22 protein-coding genes are annotated in these 19,045 nt (G+C 69.0%); 4 read left to right on the forward strand and 18 right to left on the reverse strand.

Going from position 1 to position 19,045, the window contains the following annotated elements; genetic code table 11:
- Positions 1-5: 5 nt before the first annotated feature.
- Positions 6-350 carry a hypothetical protein gene (locus AB0G11_RS26430; RefSeq protein ID WP_357588913.1) on the reverse strand — a complete coding sequence of 115 codons (345 nt, stop codon included), beginning with the start codon at positions 348-350 and terminating at the stop codon, positions 6-8.
- A gap of 187 nt (positions 351-537) precedes the next feature.
- Here AB0G11_RS26430 and AB0G11_RS26435 point away from each other — a divergent pair, with 187 nt between their 5' ends.
- Together AB0G11_RS26435 and AB0G11_RS26440 are read left to right on the forward strand one after the other, a co-directional pair.
- The gene (locus AB0G11_RS26435; RefSeq protein WP_357588915.1) at positions 538-786 is read left to right on the forward strand and encodes a hypothetical protein; all 249 of its coding nucleotides are present in this window, start codon (positions 538-540) and stop codon (positions 784-786) included.
- A 38-nt stretch (positions 787-824) separates the two neighbouring features.
- Positions 825-2,144 carry a hypothetical protein gene (locus AB0G11_RS26440; protein ID WP_357588917.1) on the forward strand — a complete coding sequence of 440 codons (1,320 nt, stop codon included), beginning with the start codon at positions 825-827 and terminating at the stop codon, positions 2,142-2,144.
- Here AB0G11_RS26440 and AB0G11_RS26445 read toward each other — a convergent pair.
- The 5 genes from AB0G11_RS26445 to AB0G11_RS26465 all read right to left on the reverse strand — a co-directional run bounded on the left by AB0G11_RS26445 (position 2,136) and on the right by AB0G11_RS26465 (position 9,877).
- A complete protein-coding gene (locus AB0G11_RS26445) occupies positions 2,136-3,239 on the reverse strand; it encodes a serine hydrolase domain-containing protein (protein WP_357588919.1) in 1,104 nt (367 codons plus the stop codon). The two genes, AB0G11_RS26440 and AB0G11_RS26445, sit on opposite strands and share 9 nt — an antisense overlap.
- Positions 3,240-3,325: 86 nt before the next feature.
- On the reverse strand, positions 3,326-5,746 hold the full coding sequence (locus AB0G11_RS26450; protein ID WP_357588920.1) for a PEP-utilizing enzyme: 2,421 nt from the start codon (positions 5,744-5,746) through the stop codon (positions 3,326-3,328).
- Entirely contained in the window at positions 5,743-6,888 is a 1,146-nt protein-coding gene (gene alr, locus AB0G11_RS26455) for an alanine racemase (protein WP_357588921.1), read from the reverse strand. Before alr ends, AB0G11_RS26450 begins: the two co-directional genes overlap by 4 nt.
- A 6-nt stretch (positions 6,889-6,894) precedes the next feature.
- Positions 6,895-8,292 (reverse strand): UDP-N-acetylmuramoyl-L-alanine--D-glutamate ligase, encoded by a 1,398-nt coding sequence (gene murD, locus AB0G11_RS26460; RefSeq protein ID WP_357588923.1) that lies wholly within the window; start codon positions 8,290-8,292, stop codon positions 6,895-6,897.
- 109 nt (positions 8,293-8,401) lie between these two features.
- Positions 8,402-9,877, reverse strand: a complete 1,476-nt coding sequence (locus AB0G11_RS26465; RefSeq protein WP_357588925.1) for a UDP-N-acetylmuramoyl-L-alanyl-D-glutamate--2,6-diaminopimelate ligase — start codon at positions 9,875-9,877, stop codon at positions 8,402-8,404.
- A 246-nt stretch (positions 9,878-10,123) separates the two neighbouring features.
- Here AB0G11_RS26465 and AB0G11_RS26470 point away from each other — a divergent pair, with 246 nt between their 5' ends.
- Positions 10,124-11,572, forward strand: a complete 1,449-nt coding sequence (locus AB0G11_RS26470) for a hypothetical protein (RefSeq protein WP_357588927.1) — start codon at positions 10,124-10,126, stop codon at positions 11,570-11,572.
- A gap of 30 nt (positions 11,573-11,602) precedes the next feature.
- On the opposite strand, the gene AB0G11_RS26475 is transcribed toward AB0G11_RS26470, so the two are convergent.
- From AB0G11_RS26475 to AB0G11_RS26525, 11 genes are all read right to left on the reverse strand, one after another.
- The gene (locus AB0G11_RS26475; RefSeq protein ID WP_357588929.1) at positions 11,603-11,899 is read right to left on the reverse strand and encodes a hypothetical protein; all 297 of its coding nucleotides are present in this window, start codon (positions 11,897-11,899) and stop codon (positions 11,603-11,605) included.
- Complete coding sequence (locus AB0G11_RS26480; RefSeq protein ID WP_357588931.1) at positions 11,896-12,960, reverse strand: tyrosine-type recombinase/integrase; 1,065 nt, start codon at positions 12,958-12,960, stop codon at positions 11,896-11,898. Before AB0G11_RS26480 ends, AB0G11_RS26475 begins: the two co-directional genes overlap by 4 nt.
- Positions 12,957-13,421, reverse strand: a complete 465-nt coding sequence (locus tag AB0G11_RS26485; RefSeq protein ID WP_357588933.1) for a hypothetical protein — start codon at positions 13,419-13,421, stop codon at positions 12,957-12,959. The genes AB0G11_RS26480 and AB0G11_RS26485 overlap by 4 nt, the downstream gene beginning before the upstream one ends.
- Positions 13,422-13,541: 120 nt before the next feature.
- Positions 13,542-14,438, reverse strand: coding sequence for a hypothetical protein (locus AB0G11_RS26490; protein WP_357588935.1), 897 nt, complete (start codon positions 14,436-14,438; stop codon positions 13,542-13,544).
- Between the two features lie 249 nt (positions 14,439-14,687).
- Entirely contained in the window at positions 14,688-15,083 is a 396-nt protein-coding gene (locus AB0G11_RS26495; RefSeq protein ID WP_357588937.1) for a hypothetical protein, read from the reverse strand.
- A complete protein-coding gene (locus AB0G11_RS26500; protein ID WP_357588939.1) occupies positions 15,080-15,424 on the reverse strand; it encodes a hypothetical protein in 345 nt (114 codons plus the stop codon). The genes AB0G11_RS26495 and AB0G11_RS26500 overlap by 4 nt, the downstream gene beginning before the upstream one ends.
- 14 nt (positions 15,425-15,438) lie before the next feature.
- Positions 15,439-15,753 carry a hypothetical protein gene (locus tag AB0G11_RS26505; RefSeq protein ID WP_357588941.1) on the reverse strand — a complete coding sequence of 105 codons (315 nt, stop codon included), beginning with the start codon at positions 15,751-15,753 and terminating at the stop codon, positions 15,439-15,441.
- A 2-nt stretch (positions 15,754-15,755) separates the two neighbouring features.
- Positions 15,756-15,986 carry a hypothetical protein gene (locus tag AB0G11_RS26510; protein ID WP_357588943.1) on the reverse strand — a complete coding sequence of 77 codons (231 nt, stop codon included), beginning with the start codon at positions 15,984-15,986 and terminating at the stop codon, positions 15,756-15,758.
- A 305-nt stretch (positions 15,987-16,291) separates the two neighbouring features.
- Positions 16,292-17,023: a hypothetical protein gene (locus tag AB0G11_RS26515; protein WP_357588945.1), complete on the reverse strand. Its 732-nt coding sequence runs from the start codon at positions 17,021-17,023 to the stop codon at positions 16,292-16,294.
- 119 nt (positions 17,024-17,142) lie between these two features.
- Positions 17,143-17,448: a hypothetical protein gene (locus AB0G11_RS26520; protein WP_357588947.1), complete on the reverse strand. Its 306-nt coding sequence runs from the start codon at positions 17,446-17,448 to the stop codon at positions 17,143-17,145.
- Positions 17,445-17,588: a hypothetical protein gene (locus tag AB0G11_RS26525; RefSeq protein ID WP_357588949.1), complete on the reverse strand. Its 144-nt coding sequence runs from the start codon at positions 17,586-17,588 to the stop codon at positions 17,445-17,447. Before AB0G11_RS26525 ends, AB0G11_RS26520 begins: the two co-directional genes overlap by 4 nt.
- Before the next feature lie 97 nt (positions 17,589-17,685).
- On the opposite strand from AB0G11_RS26525, the gene AB0G11_RS26530 reads away from it, so the two are divergent.
- A complete protein-coding gene (locus AB0G11_RS26530) occupies positions 17,686-18,135 on the forward strand; it encodes a hypothetical protein (protein ID WP_357588951.1) in 450 nt (149 codons plus the stop codon).
- A 160-nt stretch (positions 18,136-18,295) separates the two neighbouring features.
- Here AB0G11_RS26530 and AB0G11_RS26535 read toward each other — a convergent pair whose 3' ends face one another.
- Positions 18,296-18,769 carry a hypothetical protein gene (locus tag AB0G11_RS26535; protein WP_357588953.1) on the reverse strand — a complete coding sequence of 158 codons (474 nt, stop codon included), beginning with the start codon at positions 18,767-18,769 and terminating at the stop codon, positions 18,296-18,298.
- Between the last annotated feature and the right edge of the window lie 276 nt (positions 18,770-19,045).

The raw sequence follows: 19,045 nt of genomic DNA on the forward strand, positions 1-19,045 counted from the left end.
GGTCGTCATGTTCTCGGCCTGGTCTCGTTGACGTAGTTGGCGTAGTCCACCTGCAGGCCCGCCCACATCGCCAGGTAGACCTCGGCGGCGACGACATGGGCGGGGCGGGTGGCCTCGGCCCGCTTGTGCTGGAAGTAGTTGGTGAGCCACTCAGGAGAGCGGCCGTTGAGACGGGCCTGGGCGAGTATGGACGGCACGAAGGGCAGGGCGAACTTCAGGATCCTGTTGGCCTCGGAGCGGCTGATCAACCCCTCGCGGACATATCGGTTCATCACCTTGCGGCCGGCCTTTTCGGCCTCGGTGATGGCCGGCGTGGGCTTACTCGACGGCTTGGCTGGTGTTTCTGGCATGGGTGCTCCGGTCTGTCTGGGGCGGAGGTCGCTGCCCGCCACACTTATTGTAAGCACCACTACATTCCCGTGTCCAGGATTGACTCCTGCCCCGTGCCAGCGCTGCACCACGCCTGACAGCGAAAGCCGGACAGGTGTTGGCCTCAGGCTGCTGTGTCAGGTGAGGCCCGCGCGTATCGTTGGGAGGGTGCGCTATCTGGTGGGGCCGGATGGGTTGCGCGTGGAGCCGGTGAGGTTGACCCGGGGCAGCGCGCACTGGCTGTTCGCGCGGATGCGAGAGCCTGACGCCCGGGAGGGTGAGATCTGGTACAAGGTCACCCGGGACGGGCACGCGGTCGACGTGCCCGGCTACTACCAGCTGCACGAGCTGGAGCAGGTGGTGCCGCTCACGGAGCTGCGCGAGGTCGATGACGGCACGGCGGCGGATGCCGGATGATCGTGTGACGCCGTCCCCGGGTTGGTAGCGTCGCGGTCATGCCCCCCTCGAAACGCGCCGTGGCGGTGTGGGACGGTCTGAACGAGCGGCAGCGCGAGTACATGCGGGTCATCTACGAGCACGACCAGGCGGCCGAGAAGCTCTGGAAGGGCGCGTGGGGGCGGGGCGAGACTCCGCCCCCGGCGAGTGAGTGGCGGTGGCTGGAGTACGGCAACGTGGGCGGCCTCGCGCAGTTGGGCAAGCTCCAGAGCGCGCTGCAGCGCCGTGGTGTGCGTGACCCGGGCGCCGGATCCACGCTGGAGGCGTTGCAGGGGCGGGGGCTGATCGAGACCCGGGAGAAGCCCGCCCTGCTGGGCGGCTACCGGCTCGAGGTGAAGCTGACCACGCTGGGCCGGGCCGCGTGCCGGGCGGGTGGGCTGGACCCCGATCGGGCGCTGGCGCCGCGGCGTGGGCTGCTGTCGGAGGCGTTGTGGGCGATGCTCGTCGACGTGCACGCCGCCGGGCCGGAGGGGCTGCGCGTCAAGTGGGCGAACGGGCCGTGGGAGCGGCTGCTCGGGCGGGCGCCGGACCCGTTCGTGGCCGAGACGCCAGCCGACGGCGGCGAATTTGGGCCGTGGCTGCTACGGCTCACCGACGCCGGCCGCGCCCACTACGCGGCGAACTGGCGGGGGTACGCGCGGCTCTACCCGGGCGTGAACGCGCCTGATCCGGACGGCGCCCTGGTGTGGCCCGTCGAGATCGACCGCGAGCTGCGGCGGCTGCGTGAGGCGCCGTGGCCGGCCACGGCGCTGTTGAAGGAGACCCGCGCCGAGCTGGCCCGCCTCGACGAGCAGCCGGGCGGGCAGATGGTGGAGGTGCCGGCGGACCGGGGCGGGCTGGCGCGGATCGCCGCCAGGAGGAACAAGGCCGCGGCCGCGTACGGCGTGGCAGTGGCGCAGGCCGCTGACCGATACCGGGCCGTGTTGGAGGAGCAGGCGGCGGAGCTGGTGGAGCTGCGCTGGCAGGGGATCGCCCGGTACGCGGCCGCCGCCACGGCGGTGGTCAACGCCGCGGTGGCGGGCACCAGCCTGACGGCCGCGCTCGAGGAGGATCCGGGGCCGGTGGTGTGGCCGTGGGCGCCGGATGTTCCGGTGACCGGGCTGCCGGAGGTGGACGAGAGCCTGACCCGAGCGCACCCGATGGCCAAGCCCAAGCAGCCGTCGAGGAAGCGGCGCCCGGCGCGAGCCTGCGGTGGTGAGGATGGCGCCAGCGTGGAGGAGGACAAGGGGACGAGGCTGCTTCGGTACGCGATGGAGCTGGAGGGGCTCGTCGCCGGCGGAAAGCTAGTTCGGCTGATGATGCGGGACCGATCACGCTAGCGATCTCGTAGGGGATCCGAATACCAGCCGACGGTAGGCTTTGCGGATGGCGATCATGGATTCGCTAGACCGGGTGAAATAGATCTTGTTGGTGAGCAGGACAGCCCATCGCTCCTGTGACGGGGACAGCCACATGCTGGTTCCGGTGAAACCGTGGTGGACGTAGATGTCCTTGCGGGAACCTGTGTCGGGCACGAGGTGCCAGAACAGCCCCCGAGATGGGGATAGGTTCCCTGTTTGGATGCGCAAGGATTCAGCGACCCATGACTCCCCGAATCCAATCGGACTGGCGGCGGGGGCAAGAAGATATTGCTGAAACCGAGCGAGATCGGAGACGACGGAGAAGACGCCGGCGCTGCCACACACACCACCGAGCGCGCGGGCTGAGTAGTCGTGGGCACTGCCCTTCAGATGGGCTGCGGTGCCGGGGTCGTACTCGGTGGGGGCGCACCGCTGCGCCAGCGGGGCAGGAAGCGGGCCGAACCGCGTATGGGTCATCCCCAGCGGCAGCCAGATCCGTGAGCGTGCAAGCCGGTCCAGTGGAGTGTCGGTGAGATGTTCGGTGAGGTAGCCGAGGATGAGAGCGGCACGGTCGGTGTATTCGACGGCTTGGCCCGGCGGGCGGCGCAACGCTGCGTGCAGGATGCCGGTGCGGATGGCTCCTGGGTCGGTGCCGTACGACGGTCGCAGGTTGGCACGTAAGGGTAGTCCAGCAGTATGGGCGAGCAGGTGGCGTGACGTGACGCGGCCCACGGGGTGAGTGGCGACATCCGGCCAGAACGCGGCCAGGGGCTCGTCGAGGGGCAGCACCTGCTCCTCCCACAGGGAGCCGATGACCGCCCACACGGCGACGATCTTGGTCAGGCTGGCAAGGTCGAAGATGGTGCTGGCCCGCATTGTCGCGGTGGGATCGGTGGGGTCGGCCAGCCCGCAAGTGCCGACGTCGAGCAGGTTCCGGGCGTTACCAACGGCCCACACCGCGCCGGGGAAAACCCGGTCGGCAACCGCTCGATTGAGCAGGCGGGTGACGCAATCGCGTGGATGGATCATGGTTTCCTCGTGCTCTGCGCTCGGGCCGGCGCGGTCGGGGCCCATGCTGGGCAAGAGGCTCGGTATGCCTCGGGCGTCTCACGACTGGGTAAGGGGGCGACCTCGCCGGCGCAGGAGCAGGGGGCGGGTGGTTAGAGGGTCGGCGTGCCCCCGGCGGGAACGATCAGCTCTTGCTCGCAGTCCAGCGTGAGCATGCCGGTGCCGTCCACGGCGCGGACGAGGTGCGCGAACGCATCCCCGCATCCGATCGCTGCGGGAATGCCAAGCTCGGTGCAGCGGATGGCCATGTGCGAGGCTGCTCCGCCGTATCGGGTGATGAGCCCGGCGATTCCCTTGCTGAACAGGAACTCGAAACCTGGGTCGGCGTGTTCGGTGAACACGATGCGTCCGGCCAGGTCGGAGGTGGCGGCGAGCTGAGCCCCGGTGATCACGACGGTGGCGGCGGTGACCGCCTTGTCGGTGACGTAATTCGGCCGGCTCCGGCTGGTTACCACCTCGACGTCGGCCTCGCGAGCGATCACGTCGGGCAGGTGCACCGGCGCTTGCGCGGTGTGCGCACGCCGCCTGTCCTGGGCAAGGCGGCGCAGACGGCGGGAGTCATGGATGGTGACGCTGGCGTGCGCACAGCCGAGGATGTCTTCTGCGGTGAGGTAGGACAGGCAACTGGGGTCAAGGCCGTGCTGCCGGCCCCACGCGGTGATCTGGTCCAGGGCGATGCTGAGGTTGGCGGTGAACGCGAACTTGTACGCCTCGCGGCGGATGGTCATCTCTCGGGTGAAGGCGAGCAGGTGCTGCGCGGTGAAGTCGAGGCCGTTGCGGGCCAGGGCGGTGTCGATGCGCCGCATCGTCTGGTCGGGCAGCGCGCCTCGCGCGTCGGCCGCTGGGCGGATGTGCTGGGCGCGGGCGGGTGCAAGATACAGATCCGGGGCCGCGGCGTAGCTGGGTACGGTGATGTCGTAGGTGCCCGGCCGCAGGTGCCCGTAGCGGGCCAGGAACTCCTGGCGAGGCAGCTGCCCCTGCTGCGTTCGGGTGAGGTCGGCGGCAAAGCCGGTGGCCACCGTCGGGATTCTGGCGAGGAATCGGTCGTGCTGGTCGCGGGTGATGACCCCGCTCGTGTACAGGGTGCGCCACAGCACGGTGGCGATGAACGTGCCCCGCACTCCCACCGCGAACGGCAGTGTTCCGTAGTGGCGGGCATCGTCCAGCAGCGCGTCGACCAGCGCCAGCCGATCCATGCCACTGGCCACGAGCGCCTGCCGGCGCGCAGGCAGCTGGGAGATCCGCTCATGCATGACAGCGAGCTGACCGCCTCGGTCGAGCACCACTGCCGTGGTCAGCCGGGCCAGGGCGGCGCGCAGCTGCTCGATCTCGCCCTTGGCGAGGCCGCCGGCGGCGAGGTCTGCGGCGTGGCGGGGGAAATCGAACGCCAGCGCGCTCGGGCAGATCAAGAACTCGACCTTGTCGTGGGCCTCAGGATCGGCGGTCAGCCGGTTGAGGAAGCAGTCGATGAGCTTGTGGCACAGCTCAGGGTCGAGGTCGGCGGGCAGGTAGGAGTTGAAGTCGGCCCGCAGGTCGACGTAGGGCCGTCCAGCGAAGGTGGCCATGAGCTGGTGCGGCGCGGGGTGGTAGTACCCGAGTCGGGCGCGGGCCTCGCGCCATACCTCACGCGTGATGAGCCTCTGGTAGAGGCTCAGCGCCAGCGGGCGGGGGTGAGCGCCGATCATCTCGGCGGGGTTCCAGTCGGCCATGGTGGAGTAGACGGTGCGGCTGCCGTACAGGCCGGTCCGGGCCGGGTGGCGGGCGCGCAGCGTCTGCCGGATGCCGGTGATCTCGTCGGCGACGCTGGCGTCGATGGCGCGATGGTCACGTTCGCCGCCGGGCAGCGGACGGACCTGAAGCACGAACAGGCGGCCACGGCTGATGGCCCACTCCACATCGAGGGCGGACCGGCCGAGCAGGTCGATGAGCTCGGCGACGGTCGCGGCCACCTGGTCGAGCGGTGCCGGCAACGCCTGTGCCGGGGTGTCGTGGTGGATGCGCACCAGCTTCGGGACGGCGCCGCTGCCGCTGGTCACGGTGTCGGTGTCGCCGCTATCGTCGTAGTTGACGACCAGGTAGGGGGCGCGGGTGACGAGGTCACGGGTGAGCGCCACGCCGGCGTACGTCACGCCCTGCAGCATCGGCTGGATGAGGACCTCGAAGTCGTCGACGTCGTCGCCGTGGCGGCGGGTGTAGCTGGTGATGACGGCGTCCACCGCTTGGCCCAGCGCGTGAGGCGATCCGTCGGGTACGTGCGGGACGCTCGTGTACAGGCCAGCGCAGGAGCCTTCTTCCTGGTCTTCTGCGGGGGCGCTGCTGCGCACGATGAGGGGCTCTGCGGCCAGGGCGTCCGCGACGGTGGCCAGGCAGTGGGGCCGGTCGCGCCGCCACTGGCCGACGGTGAGGGTGACCTGGTCGGCGATCTCGGCGGTGGCGAGCCGGCCGCGGAGCTTCTGTAGCGTCTGGGCTTTGGTACCGAGAACGAACGGGCTGGCGCCGGTCGTGGTGGTCATGCGGACAGCGCTCCTTGTGCGTTCGGCATCAGGGTGACGGCGCGTGGAAGTGCGGGGGCCAGGCGGGTGAGGACATCGCTGGTGATCGTGCCGGTCAGGCGGGCCCACTCCGAGACGTCGATGGCGGCAGCGCCTTGGGCACCGATCAGGGTGACGGTGTCCCCGGTCGACGCGTGCGGGATGTCGGTGACGTCGATGGTCAGGTGTGTCATGCCGACGGTGGCGACGATCGGGGCATACCGGCCGCGGATCAGGACCCGGCCGCGGTCGGCGAGCTGCCGGGGGATGCCGTCGGCGAATCCCGCCGGCACCACGGCGATCCGCGCAGGCTCCGGCAGTCGGCGGGCGGCACCGTAGCCGATGCTCGCGCCGGCAGGCAGTTCGGTCAGGTGTGCGATGTGTGAGGTCGCCGATAGCACCGGCCGCAGCCCGCGGGGCGAGGGGATATCGCCGTAGCAGGGAGCCAGCCCATACAGCAGGGCGCCGGGGCGGACCAGCTGGGTGGCGGTGGGATGGCACAGCCCCGCCGACATCGCCGAGCTCGCCAGCGCATGCCGCCGGGGACGATGGCCGAGCACGGCCGCCACCTGGGCGTACGCATGGTCGAACAGCCGGAGTTGGTCGGCCAAGGCGGCGCGGCAGGCGCCACCCAGGTGTGTGTAGACGCTCGCCACGACGAGCCCGTCCAGCGCGGCCAGCTGCTCCAGCGGTGCCAGCGCCGTGCGCATGGCCGGCCAGCCGTACCGGCCGAGCCCGGTGTCGATCTCAATGTGGACGGGCAGCGGGCGGCGCCCGGCGCGGGCGGCGCGGTGCAGGTCGCGCGCGGCCGCCAGACAGGATAGGGAGGGGCGCAGCCGGCGCGCGGCCACCTCACGCGCGGAGGCCGCGGTAACCGGGGCGAGGAGCGTGACGGGCACGTGGATGCCGGCCTCGCGCAGCCGGCACCCCTCGTCGATGGTGGCCACGGCCAGTTCCTGGACGCCGTGCCGGATCAACAGTCTGGAGGCGGTCTCCAGGCCGTGCCCGTAGGCGTTCGCCTTGACCACTCCCATGATCGTGGTCGTCGGTGAGGCCAGACGGCGCACCGTGGCGAGGTTGGCGTGCACCGCCGTCTCGTCGAGCTGAATCTGCAGTCGCTCCACGGTTCGTCACCGGCCCGCGGGGTGGAGGGCGCGGTCGCGAGCGAGCAGGTCGCGCGCCTGCCGCTTGAATGCGTGGCCGCGGGCGCGGTGGTCGGAGAACATGTCCTTGCTGTTGGCGCCGGGGGAGAACAGCACGACATCACCGGGCAGGGCGACCCGGTAGGCCTGGTCGACAGCCTCGGCCAGGCTGTCAGCTTCGGTGACGGCGGTCAGGCCGGCCCGGCGGGCGGCCTCAGCGGTACGCCGCCCCGTCTGTCCCATCGTGATGAGGTGCCGCACGCGGCCGGGCAGCGCCTCGGCCAGCGCGGTGAGGTCGGCGTCCTTGTCGTCCTTACCGCCGGTGATCAGCACGACGGGCCGGTCGGCGAAGCTGTCGACGGCGTGCAGAGTGGACCACGGGTTGGTGGCCTTGCTGTCGTTGTAGTAGTCCACGGCGGCTGCGGTGGCGACGTGCTCAATGACATGTTCACGGCCTGCGTAGGTGACCGCGACCTGGCGGATCACCTCGGCCGGGATGTCCTCGACGAGCCCGGCCGCCATCATGGCCATGAGGTTGGGCAGAACACCGGGAAGGCGGAGTTCTGCTCGAGCACACACGACCATCCGGGAGCCGTCGTAGCGGGCCACGATGTCAGAGCCGTCGCAGAACACTCCTTCCGCCCCGTGCGGAAGGGGCCCGGCGGTGCTGAAGAAGATCGTGCGGCCAGGGGTGGACTCGGCGATCTGGCGGCACATCGGGTCGTCGTAGTTGGCAATGGTGGCGTGGGCTGGGGTGTGGTTGCGCACGATCCGGGCCTTGGCGGCGACGTACTGCTGCCAGGTGTAGTGGTCCATGTGCTCGGGCCGGATGTTGGTCAGCACCGCGACGCGCGGCGCGAAACTGTGGCAGTCCTCCAACTGCGCGCTGCTGACCTCGATGACGACACAGTCGCCTGCCTGGATGCCGGGTGCGGCGGCGGTGAGCGGATGGCCGATGTTCCCAGCCACGTGCGTGGTGCGGCCGGCAGCACGCATGAGGTCGCCGAGCAGGACAGTCGTGGTCGATTTGCCGTTCGTCCCGGTGATGGCCGCGGCTGTGATCGGCCGGGGGCAGGCGGCCCAGCCGAGCTCCATCTCGCTCCACACCGGGACCCCGCGCCGGTGGGCCTCCAGCAGGAGGGGCAGCTCGCGGGGAACTCCCGGGCTGCGGACAATCAGCGTGTAGGTCTCGGGGGCGGGCGGGGGCGTACCGAGATGGTAGGAGATCGGCAGGTGGGAGAGCCGCTTCAGCGCCGGGGCGAGGTCATCGTGGCTACGGGTGTCGGTGACGGTCACCGACGCGCCACGAGAGGCGCACCACAGTGCGGCCGCTTCGCCGCTGACGCCGAGGCCGATGATCAGAATGCGGGCATGGTGAAGGAGCATGACGACTCCCAGAGATGAGGGGGGCGGCTGGCGGGGCGCAGCCGTGAAGGACAGAGAGGGGCGGACCGGCGCCGCTCAGGCAGGGGGCGCCGGTCGAACGTGCGCCCGGTTACTCGGTAGGCACGGCCAATTCGCGCACGGTGGTCATGTCGTCGTAGGGGAGCTTGCGCTCGCCGATGATCTGGTACGGCTCGGCGCCCTTGCCAGCGACCAGGACGATGTCGCCGGACTCTGCGAGCTCCAGCGCCCGAGCGATGGCCTGGCGCCGGTCGGTGATGCGTTCCACGGCGGCGGTGGTGGCCTTAACGCCGGGCATGATCTCGTCAATGATCGCGTCGGGGTCCTCTGTGCGGGGGTTGTCGCTGGTGACGATGACGATGTCGGAGTGGGTGCCGGCGATTTCTCCCATCGGGGCGCGCTTGCTGGTGTCGCGGTCGCCACCGCAGCCGAAGACGGTGATCACTCGGCGCTGGGCGAACTCGCGGATCGTGGTGAGCACGTTGTCCAGCGAGTCGCTGCTGTGGGCGTAGTCCACGACCACCGACACCCCGGCGGGGGTCTGGTAGGTCTCAAAGCGGCCGGGAATCGCCGGCAGTTCGCCCAGCGCCTGGACGAGGGCGGCCACGTCGTAGCCCAGCAGGTGAGCGGTGGCCAGACTGGCCAGTGCGTTGGAGACCGCGAATCGGCCTGGGATCGGCACGCGCGCCGCATGGCTGCGACCGGCGTGATGCAGCACGAACGAGGTGCCGGCCGCATCCACCCGCAGGTCAGCCGCCCGGAAATCGGCAGAGCTGTCCAGGCCGTAGGTCGCCACCGCGCCCGGCATCAGCGCGATGACATCGCCGCTGACCGGGTCGTCGGCGTTGGCGACAGCCTGCCGGCACAACCCGCGGAACAGCAACAGCTTGGCCTGCTTGTACGCCTCCATGGTGCCGTGGTTGTCCAGGTGGTCGGGGGTCAGATTGGTGAACACCCCGACATCGATGTGCGTGGCGTCCACCCGGTGAAGCGACAGGGCCATCGAGGATGCCTCCATGACCACCGTGCCCGCGCCCCGATCACGCATGGTACGCAGGATGTGCTGCAGCTCCACCGCTTCAGGGGTGGTCGGGGTGGTCTTGTCGATCCTGATCGGCTCATCGCCGATGCGGCAGCCGTCGGTGCCGATCACGCCGACGCGCGCCCGCGCGGCTGCCTGCAACATGCTCGACAGCATGTAGGACACCGATGTCTTGCCGTTGGTGCCGGTGACTGCCACCACCTGCAGCTCCCGCGATGGCTCGCCGAAGTAGCGGGAGGCCACCACCGGGGCCAGCGCACGAGTGTCGGCCACCTGCACCACGCAGGTGTGCGAGGGAAGGGGCACGGTGGGCGGATGCTCGACCAGCACCGCAACCGCTCCCCGCTCTACGGCGTCGGCCACGAAGCGGTGCCCGTCTGTCCGGGTGCCGCGCATGGCGATGTAGAGACTTCCTCTGGTCATGCGCCGCGAATCGTAGGCGATGCCGTTGCTGATGTCCGCCCGGGCCGGGTCGCCGTGCAGGACCTGATGGTCACATCCGATCAGAAGGTCACGCAGGTTCATGCTGCTCCCTCTCCCTCTTCTTGGACGCCAGCTTGCCGTGGCGATAGGGACAATCGCGGGAGATACGCCGCCGGCGTGAGGATGTAGCAGCCGATAATGCTCGATCTCCATGTGCCCTACGGTCTCGCCCTGCCCGCGTCGCATCAATGCCGGGCATCCATGCGTATTGCCGCGCAGGCAATGTGCCAGGCCTCTGGCGGACGTTACGCTGATCCCACGCTGGTTGCATCGGAGGAGTGACACGCCGTGGCCGCCATCAGCCGAGCACGACGGGCCGCCTTGGCCCGCCAAGCACGCGACATCCGCCTGGCATACGAGCGTCAGGGCATGGGCGCGCAGCAGGTGGCCGAGGCCATTCTCCACCAGTTGCCGGAGATTCTTCCGTTGGAAGCCTGGCGGCTGGCGCGCGGCTGGTCCCGGCGCCGGGCGGTGGACGAACTCGTTGCCCTGTACCAGGCCGAGGGACGGCCTGCCCCGGCGGTCAACACCGTGATGCTCTGCCGGTGGGAGCACGGCAGCGTGACGATGTCCCCCGATTACGAGCACATGCTGTGTCACCTCTACCAAAGGTCGGTACAGCAGCTTCACCCCGGCGCGGCTACGGCCCCGGCACCCGCCGAATCGCCTCAGCACCCTAAATCTGTTACGCAACGCCACTGCGCGGCTACATTACATGCGGGAAGCCATGACGACGAGGGGACCGATCCGATGCGGCGTCGCACACTGCTCACGGCGGCCGGGCTGAGCGTCCCACTGTCGCTGCTCCAACGGTTCGACGATGCCCTAGCGGTGCCGCCGCAACCAGAACGGCCCGTCGAACCGGCGCAAATGGCCCAGCTGCTACGAGCAGCGCGCCGGCAGTTCGATGCCAGCGAGCTGACTAGCCTGATGGCCAGCTTGCCCGGCCTGCTCGCCTCAGCGCGGGAGACAGCCCAGAGAGTGGACACCCCCGCAGGCTGGGCCCTGGTCTCAGCTAGCTACAACCTCGCCACCGACACCCTCAATAAGATCGGAAACAAGCCATCCGCCCGCCTCACGGCGGACCGGGCGATGCTCTATGCCGAGCGATCCGACGATTCTGTAGCCAAGGCCGCCTCGGCACGAGCACTGGGCATGATGCTCCGTACCCAGCGCCGTCCCGACCTTGCCACAGCCATCATGACCAAGGGTGTTGACCAGCTGGCGGCGACCGGACTGCGCACGACGGCCCAAGCCGCCATGTACCTGCGTCTCCTGTGTGCCAGGGCGTACACGCATGCCTGGGCCGGAGACCGGTCACGGGCACTGGAAGGCATTATCGAGGCTGAGCACGCCGCTGCCCGGGTCCCGGCAATGAAGCCGACCGCCATGCCGTTCGCCGCGCTGTACCGCGTCGATATTCATTACGCTCTGGGTGATGCTGGCACGGCGCTGGAAGCCGCCAAGGGGTTGCGTACGGAGATGTATCGAACGCCTGAGCGGCGTGGGCGGTTCCACACCGACCTGGCCCGAGCCTGGTGGCAGTGGGGCAAACCCGAGCAAACCGCAGCGGAGCTACTGACGGCATACCAGCAGGCACCAGCGGAAGTACGCGACAGGCCATCAATCCGGCTGATCGCCGCCGAACTGGTGGAACGGCACCCGCGGGTCGTTGGAGTGCGCCAACTTGCCAAGGCAATTAGCCGTCCTCGAACCCACGTCCCTGTCACTGGGTGATCACCCAGTGACAGGGACGTACCCGAATCATCACGGCAAATCGTCATATCGGCGCAGCAGCATCAGCGCATGCGTACGCCCGATGGGCGTCAAGCGGTAGAACCGCCGACGCGCCACACCCTCCGGCACGCCCGTCTCCCATTCACCGGTGATCCACCGCCGATCCTCCAGCTTGTCGATCAGGGACGTGACGCGAACTGCTGGCGCGCCGACAGAGCGACTCAGCTCCCACAAGTTCATGTCGGGCAGGTCCTTCAACAGCGCCTCCAGCAGCCGCGACAGCGTCGCCGTCTGCTTGAGGCCATCGACGGTACGTCGCCCGCTCATGACTGCGCCTCGATTCGGTTAGCCCTGGCTGCCGGGAGCCGGAGCTTGTCCGTTGCCTCTCGCCGGCGCCGCTCGGGCCGCCGGTCGTAGCGGGAGGTGGTAGCGGGGGAGGCATGCCCTGCCAGCGCCTGCACCGTGGCCAGGTCCGCCCCGGCGTCGAGGAGCTCGCCCACGTACGTGCGGCGGAAGTCGTGCGGTGTCCGGCGGGCAGTCCGCGCGGCCGTGAACCGCGTGTCGAGGATGCCACCCAGCGCCCGGGGCGTCATGTGGGCGGGGTGGCCGGCGCGGTCCGTGCGGAGGTGACTGCCGCGCCGCATGCCGGGGAACAGGGCGCCGGGCGCGCGGCCGCGCACGGCCAGCCACCGCTCGACGCGCGCGACCGCGTCCGGAATGAGGTAGACGTACCGCTCCTTGTTGCCCTTGCCGTGCACGCGCAGCGACCTGTCGCCCGGGTTGTAGTCGGCCAGTGTGAAGGCGACGACCTCGGCGCGTCGGCAGCCGGTGGAGTACATGACGGCCAGGATGGCGCCGTCCCGGGCGCCGATGGCCGCCACGATGTCGTCTCCGCTGTCGGCGTCGGCGTCGCACACGGCCAGCACGGCCGCGATGCTCTCGCCAGGGACGTCCGTACCCGCCGGCACCCGCGTCCCCTTCACCGGCTCCAGGTCGACGGCCCGCGCGTACGCTTCCGCGTCCATCAGTCCGAGCCGCCACGCCTCCTTCAGCACCCGCCGCAGCGCGGCCAGGTGCTTGTTCACGTGCGCGGCTGACCAGCCCCGCTCGATCAGCGTGGCCCGGATCCGGCTCGTGTGCGCGTACGTGAGGTCCTCCCAGCGCAGATGCGCACCGAACGCGCGCCGCTCCCGAGCGGGCATCGCCGCCCACGCCCGATCGTCGACCTCGGCGGCCAGGCGGGCGATCTGGTTGAGGCAGCCGCGCATCGTCCGCCGGGACTCGTCGCTCGTCAGCGACTCCAGGTAGACGTCATACGGGTTCCGTACGGGGGCGGCCGGAACGGCGGGCAGCCGCTCGACAACCACGGGCGCTAGTTCGGCTGTCACGGCGCCGATTCCGTTCGCTCGGGATCGAGCAGCCTCATCCGAAACTCGCCGACGCGCTCGGCGATGAGCTGGTGGTGCCGCTCCTCGGCAGCCCTCCCGTCCCGTAGTCCCAGCCGTAGCGCGATCTCGGCCCAGGAAATGCCCCGGCGGCGGGTCATGTCGATGAGCAGCCGCTCGTCCGCGTCCAGCCGCTTGCGATAGGCGCCGCACAGCAGGAGCGCGTCGGTGATGTCCTCCTCGGCGGCAGGGTCCTCCCAGCGGATCGCCACGTCCCGCCATGCCTCCACGCTGTCAGACGTTGCGATCGCGGAGATGGCGCGCCGCTCAACAGCATCGGTATCGGTGGGATCAGTCCGGGGGAGATCGGGGTGTCGACGTAGCAGCGCGTCACGAGCTTCGGTGACGGGAGTCGCAGGCTCCGGCAGTTCCCCGGCGTTTCTCGTCTTCATGCGGCGGCTCACGACCGATCCCGCAGTGCTTCGATCAGGGAGGCGAGTCGTGCCCGCCCGTCATTGTCTTGCATGGTCTCTCCCGCTGCAGGGTTGTGGCGCGCACCTATATATAGGTGCGCGCCGGTGAGGTCAGACGACGGTGTGCAGGAAGCCCGCCCCGCCGGTCTCCTGGTAGAGCGTCTCGAACACGGCCAGCCGGTCGGGCGTGGCCGGATGCCGGATCGTGCCCGCGTACGCCTCTCCGGTGATGGCCTGGCAGTAGAGGACCCCGTCCCCGAGCGTGAGCGCCCACGGCGTGCCCATGACGTGCACGGTCCGCCCGTTGGCCGGCACCTCGGACCGCTCGCAGGTGGCGGCGTCGGCGGGCATCGGTTCCCCGTGCCGGGGCCAGCCGAACAGGCCGGCGGCCTCGCCGCGTGGGGGGAACAGCGCGCTGTAGGCGGCGCCGACGTTCGCCTGCTGCTCTCGCAGCTGCCGCCACTCCTGCAGCTCCTCGTTGGTGAGGCCGCGCACGGTGACGGTGACGAGCGTCCCGCTCTCGTCGCTCAGGCCGTAGCTGAGCCCGTCGACCTCGATATCGCGGTAGGCGTGGTTGAGCACCACGACGGGCCCGCCGCCGAGCAGCATGATGGTGCCGAGCGGCGCGGCGGCGGGCAGGTCCCGTACCTTCCACGTTCGAGCGTCCGGCGCGGCTTCCCGAGCGAGCCGGATTGGCCGCTGCCGCCATTCGCGGGTGGCGGCGTCGAGCTGGTCGGCCTCGGCGTTCGTCAGCCCGACGGGTTTGAACCCGCGCTCGATCGGGACGTCGATGGTGTGTGGGAGGCCGGCGACGGGGGAGGCGTTGCGCCGTACGGGCGACTCGAACCGGTCAGCGACGACCTCGCCGCTCAGGGTCGCCTGCATCCAGAACCCCCAGAGCTCCTGGCGGCCCCGGGAGACGAGCGTGAGCACCAGGTGGCGCCCGTCACGCAGGTGCTTGTCGAGCGCGACGATGGGCGCGGTCAGCGCCCCATTTCGAGTGATCACGACGTCCTCCTTCCACGCGGGTGGAGCGTCCACCTCTCTGCTCCAGGTGTAGGCGCGTACCGCAGAGCATGCGGTGCCGCGACGCGAAAACCTCCCCAAGGTCAGCCCAGGGGAGAGGGGCGACCTCCTTGCGTTCTCGTCCGGGGTCGACTGGGGGGAGGATGTGTACCTTGCCGGTCGACGCTGCACGTACGAATTCCAGGTCTATCGCGGTGCCGTACTTCTCCAGCAGAGCCTCCGCCGAACGGCTCATGACCCACGCTCGCTTCGGCGCGCAAGTTCACGTTGCGCGTCCTTGTCTCCGAGCCTGGCCGCTGTTCGGTACCACCCCAGCGCGGATGCCTCGTCTCCCTGCTCTTCGCAGAGGACGCCCGCGTTCCACGCCGCTTCGCCGTCCCCAGCTGCGGCTGCCTGGATATAGAAGGGCAGGGCCTGGTCGCGGCGCCCCGTGCCCTCCAAGAGCAGCGCGAGGTTGTTTGCCGCGTCGGAATCGCCCGCCTCGGCCGCACGGCGATACCACGCTTCTGCTTGCTCGGGCTGACCAGCCTTCTCCAGCTCCAGGGCAAGATTGAACGCCTCGTCACGGTTGCCGGCCTCTGCAGCTGGGCGGTGCCGGCGCGCCAAGAATCTGTGCACGAACTTCATGAGCCGTCTCCCGCTGTCATCGAGGTTTGTGTCTCGCGCTTGTACTTGGCGAGCAGCGCATCGGTCCGCTCCTTGTAGACGTCCTCGGTGATCTCTCCTCGGCTATAGGCGCTGGCTAGTGGCTGCCATTCGCCGTTGAAGCTGGCGGGCCCGTTGGAGCAAGGGCACTCACCGAGGCGCTTCCTTAGCTCGGGATCGGTGTCATGGGCGATGAGACATCCCCATACGCTGGTGCGGCCCTGCTCGCAGAGCACCGCCGTGCAGCAGTCACAGTTCGGGCAGACGGGATTCGCGGGCCGCTCGTACAGTGGCCCGAACGGCTCGGAATATGCGTGGTCCATCAGTGGGTGACTCCTCAGTACACGCGCTGGCCGGCCAGCCGGGCGGCCAGCGCGCGGTCGGATGCCAGGGCGTCCTCTGTCCAGGGCACGCGGCCGGTGACGACGACGTCGCCTACGCGGACGATCACGCCGCAGATGCCGTAGCCCGATACGTACTGAGCCTCATCGCGTGCACAGAACTGCAGCGGGCAACTGTCGGGGCCGAGCCTGCGCGCGAGCGCGCCGGTGCGCTCCGACCGCTTGAGCCATCCGGTCACTCGGTAGCTGCGACCGTCGCGGGTGAACGTGTCCCCGATATCGGGAGTGAGGGCCCGTGTCGGCTTGCTCACGGTTACGCCTCGTTCAGTGCGCGGACGGCTGCCGCGACCAGGTTGGTGTCGAAGGTGAGGTCTGCGTCCTCGGGGTACGGTTCGTGGTCGAATTCGGCGATCTGGATGTCATTGCAGTAAAGCGCGTAGGTTCCGGCCTGGTTGGGGCTGCAGATGCCGAGATGGTCGATGTCGTACCAGGTGTCGTTGTAGAGGAATGTTGTGACGGTCTCGTCCTGGTCGTGTGTGTTCATAGTGCTCCGTTCCGTCTGCGAGGTTCGCGTCCCGCGAGGGGGTGAGGCACCATCATAGCGCCGATAGCTTCCGGGAAGTGGCCTTCCGTGAAGTTAGATTCGGGGGTGTTTTGCCCGATTCCAAGGATGATCCTCTCATCGGATGACCGGGCGGCGTTCACGTCCGTTCAGCGTCGTTCGGACCCGTCTGTTCCCCTTGCCGCCCGCCGTCCACTCTGGGCATCTTTGTGACTATTGGGTGTCTCTGGGCAGGGATGCAACGCAAACGGCCCGGTGTTGTAGCACCGGGCCGTTTGCGCGTCTTGCTACAGGCTGATCATCCTCTGGTACAGGTCGACGCCCGCGTCCTGCAGCCGGTTGACCGTCGGCCGCATGGCGGGGCCGTTCATGGCGATCAGGATTGCCGCCCAGCCCGCAGACCGGGCCTTGGACGCGGCCTCAGACGAGGCGCGGGTGTCCCCGTCCGGGAGACCCATAGGGGGCATCCGGTCGACGTCGTCATTGGTCCGGAACGCGGCGTTCCAGACGGCGTTCACCATCGTCTGTTCCTCCACCTCCCTAGCGGCCTGCTCGACGGCGCGGTTGGAGAGGTTCCTGTTGGCCTGCCCGTTGGCCCAGGCCGCGTCCTGGGCCGCCTTTGCGGCGGGCATGGCGGCCTGGAGGGTGCCCGGGTTGACGATCTGCCGCAGCTCCCGGAGCGCCTTCGCCTCCTTCTTGAGGTTGACCGCGTCCAGCCAGGCAGGGGTGTGGACGCGGATCAGCCAGTCCACGGCGAGGTACTGGCGGGCCAGTTTCTTGCGGTCGCCTGCGGTACGGATCAGGCGCGGCAGGAGGGGGATGAGCCGCTGCCGCTTGTCGTCGGGCAGCGCGTCGTTGAGCCGCAGGCAATACCAGACCAGGACCGGGCAGACCGATTCGGGCTCGTGGGTGTGCTGCTCGCCAGCGAGCCAGGCGGCGGCCTCCATGACCGAGACGCCCTGTTCGCGCGTCGCGTGGGTGCCCTTGCTGAGGACGATGCCGGTCAGGTTGAGAGCCATGTGTCTCCTCGTGTCGGTGCGGGGTTCGCTTCCCGCGATGGAGCCGAGTCTACTGCGCGGCCCGAAACGCAAGCGGCCCGGCGCTACAGTGCCGGGCCGCTTGAGCGTCTTGCCGGGAATCAGTCCTTTGTCAGTTCCCGCGTGTCCGTGTCCTCGCTGTCGGGGTCCACCCGCTCAACGTCGTACGTGACGACATCCTCCAGCTTCACGCCGATGTTGACCTGGCGTCCGATCGGACCGAAGTTGTTGACCTTCATGCGGTTCTTCCTCTCGTCGGCGCGGGGGCTCGCATCCCGCGATGGTTTCGACTCTACTGCTGGATTGATCCGCCGGGGTGGGTCGATGATGATCCCGTCCGGGAAGACGATGGCCTCGACGACGAACCCGCCCTTGATGAGCTCCTCGATGTAGCTGGAGTGGCTCACCGGCCGCCCATCTCGTCGAGGATGGCCTGCATGCGGGCCAGGCCGGCATCCACTTGGCTGAGCAGGTGGTCCGCCTGGCGGAGTCGTGCGTGCTCGGCCTGGAGGGCGGAACGCTCGATGTCGAGGAGCTGCTGTTCCACGGGCTGGACAGTTTGCAAGGGGTCTCCTGTTGCCGGTGCGAGGTTCGCGTCTCGCGTTACCGCCCACGATACCCGGGCATCTCATAGAGTCCCGGCTATGGAGCCGACTGTCGAGTCGACCTGGGACCGCTACGACCGGCCGGTCCTGGCCGCCGCGATCAGGTACATCGAGGAACGCAACTACCAATACCTCCCGCAGGCGTACGACCTCGCCGAGCAGCTCGGCCTGGACGCTGAGGAGGTCGGCAAGGCCCTGCTGAGGCTGAACGGCGAGTACATCAAGACCAGCCTCACTGGCGGCGGCCTTCCCCACGCGATGGTTGAGAAGATCTATCCGGCGGGCCGGCGTGCGGCCGGGCAGTGGCCTTCACCCGAGCAGATGGCCGAGGACCTCATCGCCCGGCTGCAGGCGGCGGCCGAGGCCGAGCCGGACCCGGAGAAGAAGGGGAAGCTGAGGCAGACGGCGGCCTTCCTCGGCACGGCGGGGAAAGACCTCTTCATCGAGGTGCTTGGAGCCGTGGTAACCAACCAGGCCGGAATCGGCTAGAGCCTCTGCCAGCACAGGCCGGTGCAGCTTTGGCCGTCGTGTGGATCCCCGGTGTCATCGCGGCTGCTACAACTCTGGGCCGCTTGGTTGACTTGCCGGAAACCAATCCTGTGTCAATTCCGAATCCCATCGAGAATGGCCGGGATGTGGGCCAGGCCAGCTAATGCACAGCCCGTGGCCCGCGAGCAGGAAGACGGCGACGACGTTCCTGGATCGGGTCGACGGGGAGCACTCCGCGGGCAAGCGGGATCTCTACGTACGCATCGCCGAGCGGGTTCCGCCACAGAAACACCCGGAACGGCCCCGTGACGGTCGAGGAGGCCGGGTCCACAGCGATGGCACCGAGCATGATGGGGCCGTTGCGGAGTCGTACGTCGCCGTTGGCGAAGCGAGCAGTTACGCCAGCACGCCACCACGTCACCCCCGCGCGACCAAACAGCGCGAACATCTGCCCGCGAGTCAGGTCCTCCCCTACGGCTGGTGGCGGTGCCGCATGCGCCTCGCCCGCGGCGACGTCAACCAGCTCGTCCAGCGCGGCCAGAGCGAGCTGACGCCGTTCAGCTTCCCTCGCGGCCTTGTCTTCGAGCCACGTTGGTGCTTCTTGCACGAGCTTCCAAAGGCGCATGGGCGACATCTGGTCAGCATCGAACGTCTCCGTCCGGCCGCTTGGCACCTGAGCACGTGCAAGGAAGGGCACCAGACGAAGCCGTCTCCTTAGATGTCGGAGAACCGCTTGCTCAAGCTCCCAGGCTTGGCCGCCGGACGAGATAGGTAGCGCCCCTACGAGCCTCCATCCGGATCGCTGGAAGGTTTCTATTCGTGACGACCCCGCGCCTGCGATCCCTACCTTGACCGCGCCCAGTTGGACATGATGCAGGACATAGAGGCATGCGGGCCGGTCGGCATAAAT

Source organism: Nonomuraea sp. NPDC023979 (assembly GCF_040639085.1).
In the GTDB taxonomy this organism is placed as follows: Bacteria; Actinomycetota; Actinomycetes; order Streptosporangiales; family Streptosporangiaceae; genus Nonomuraea; species Nonomuraea ceibae.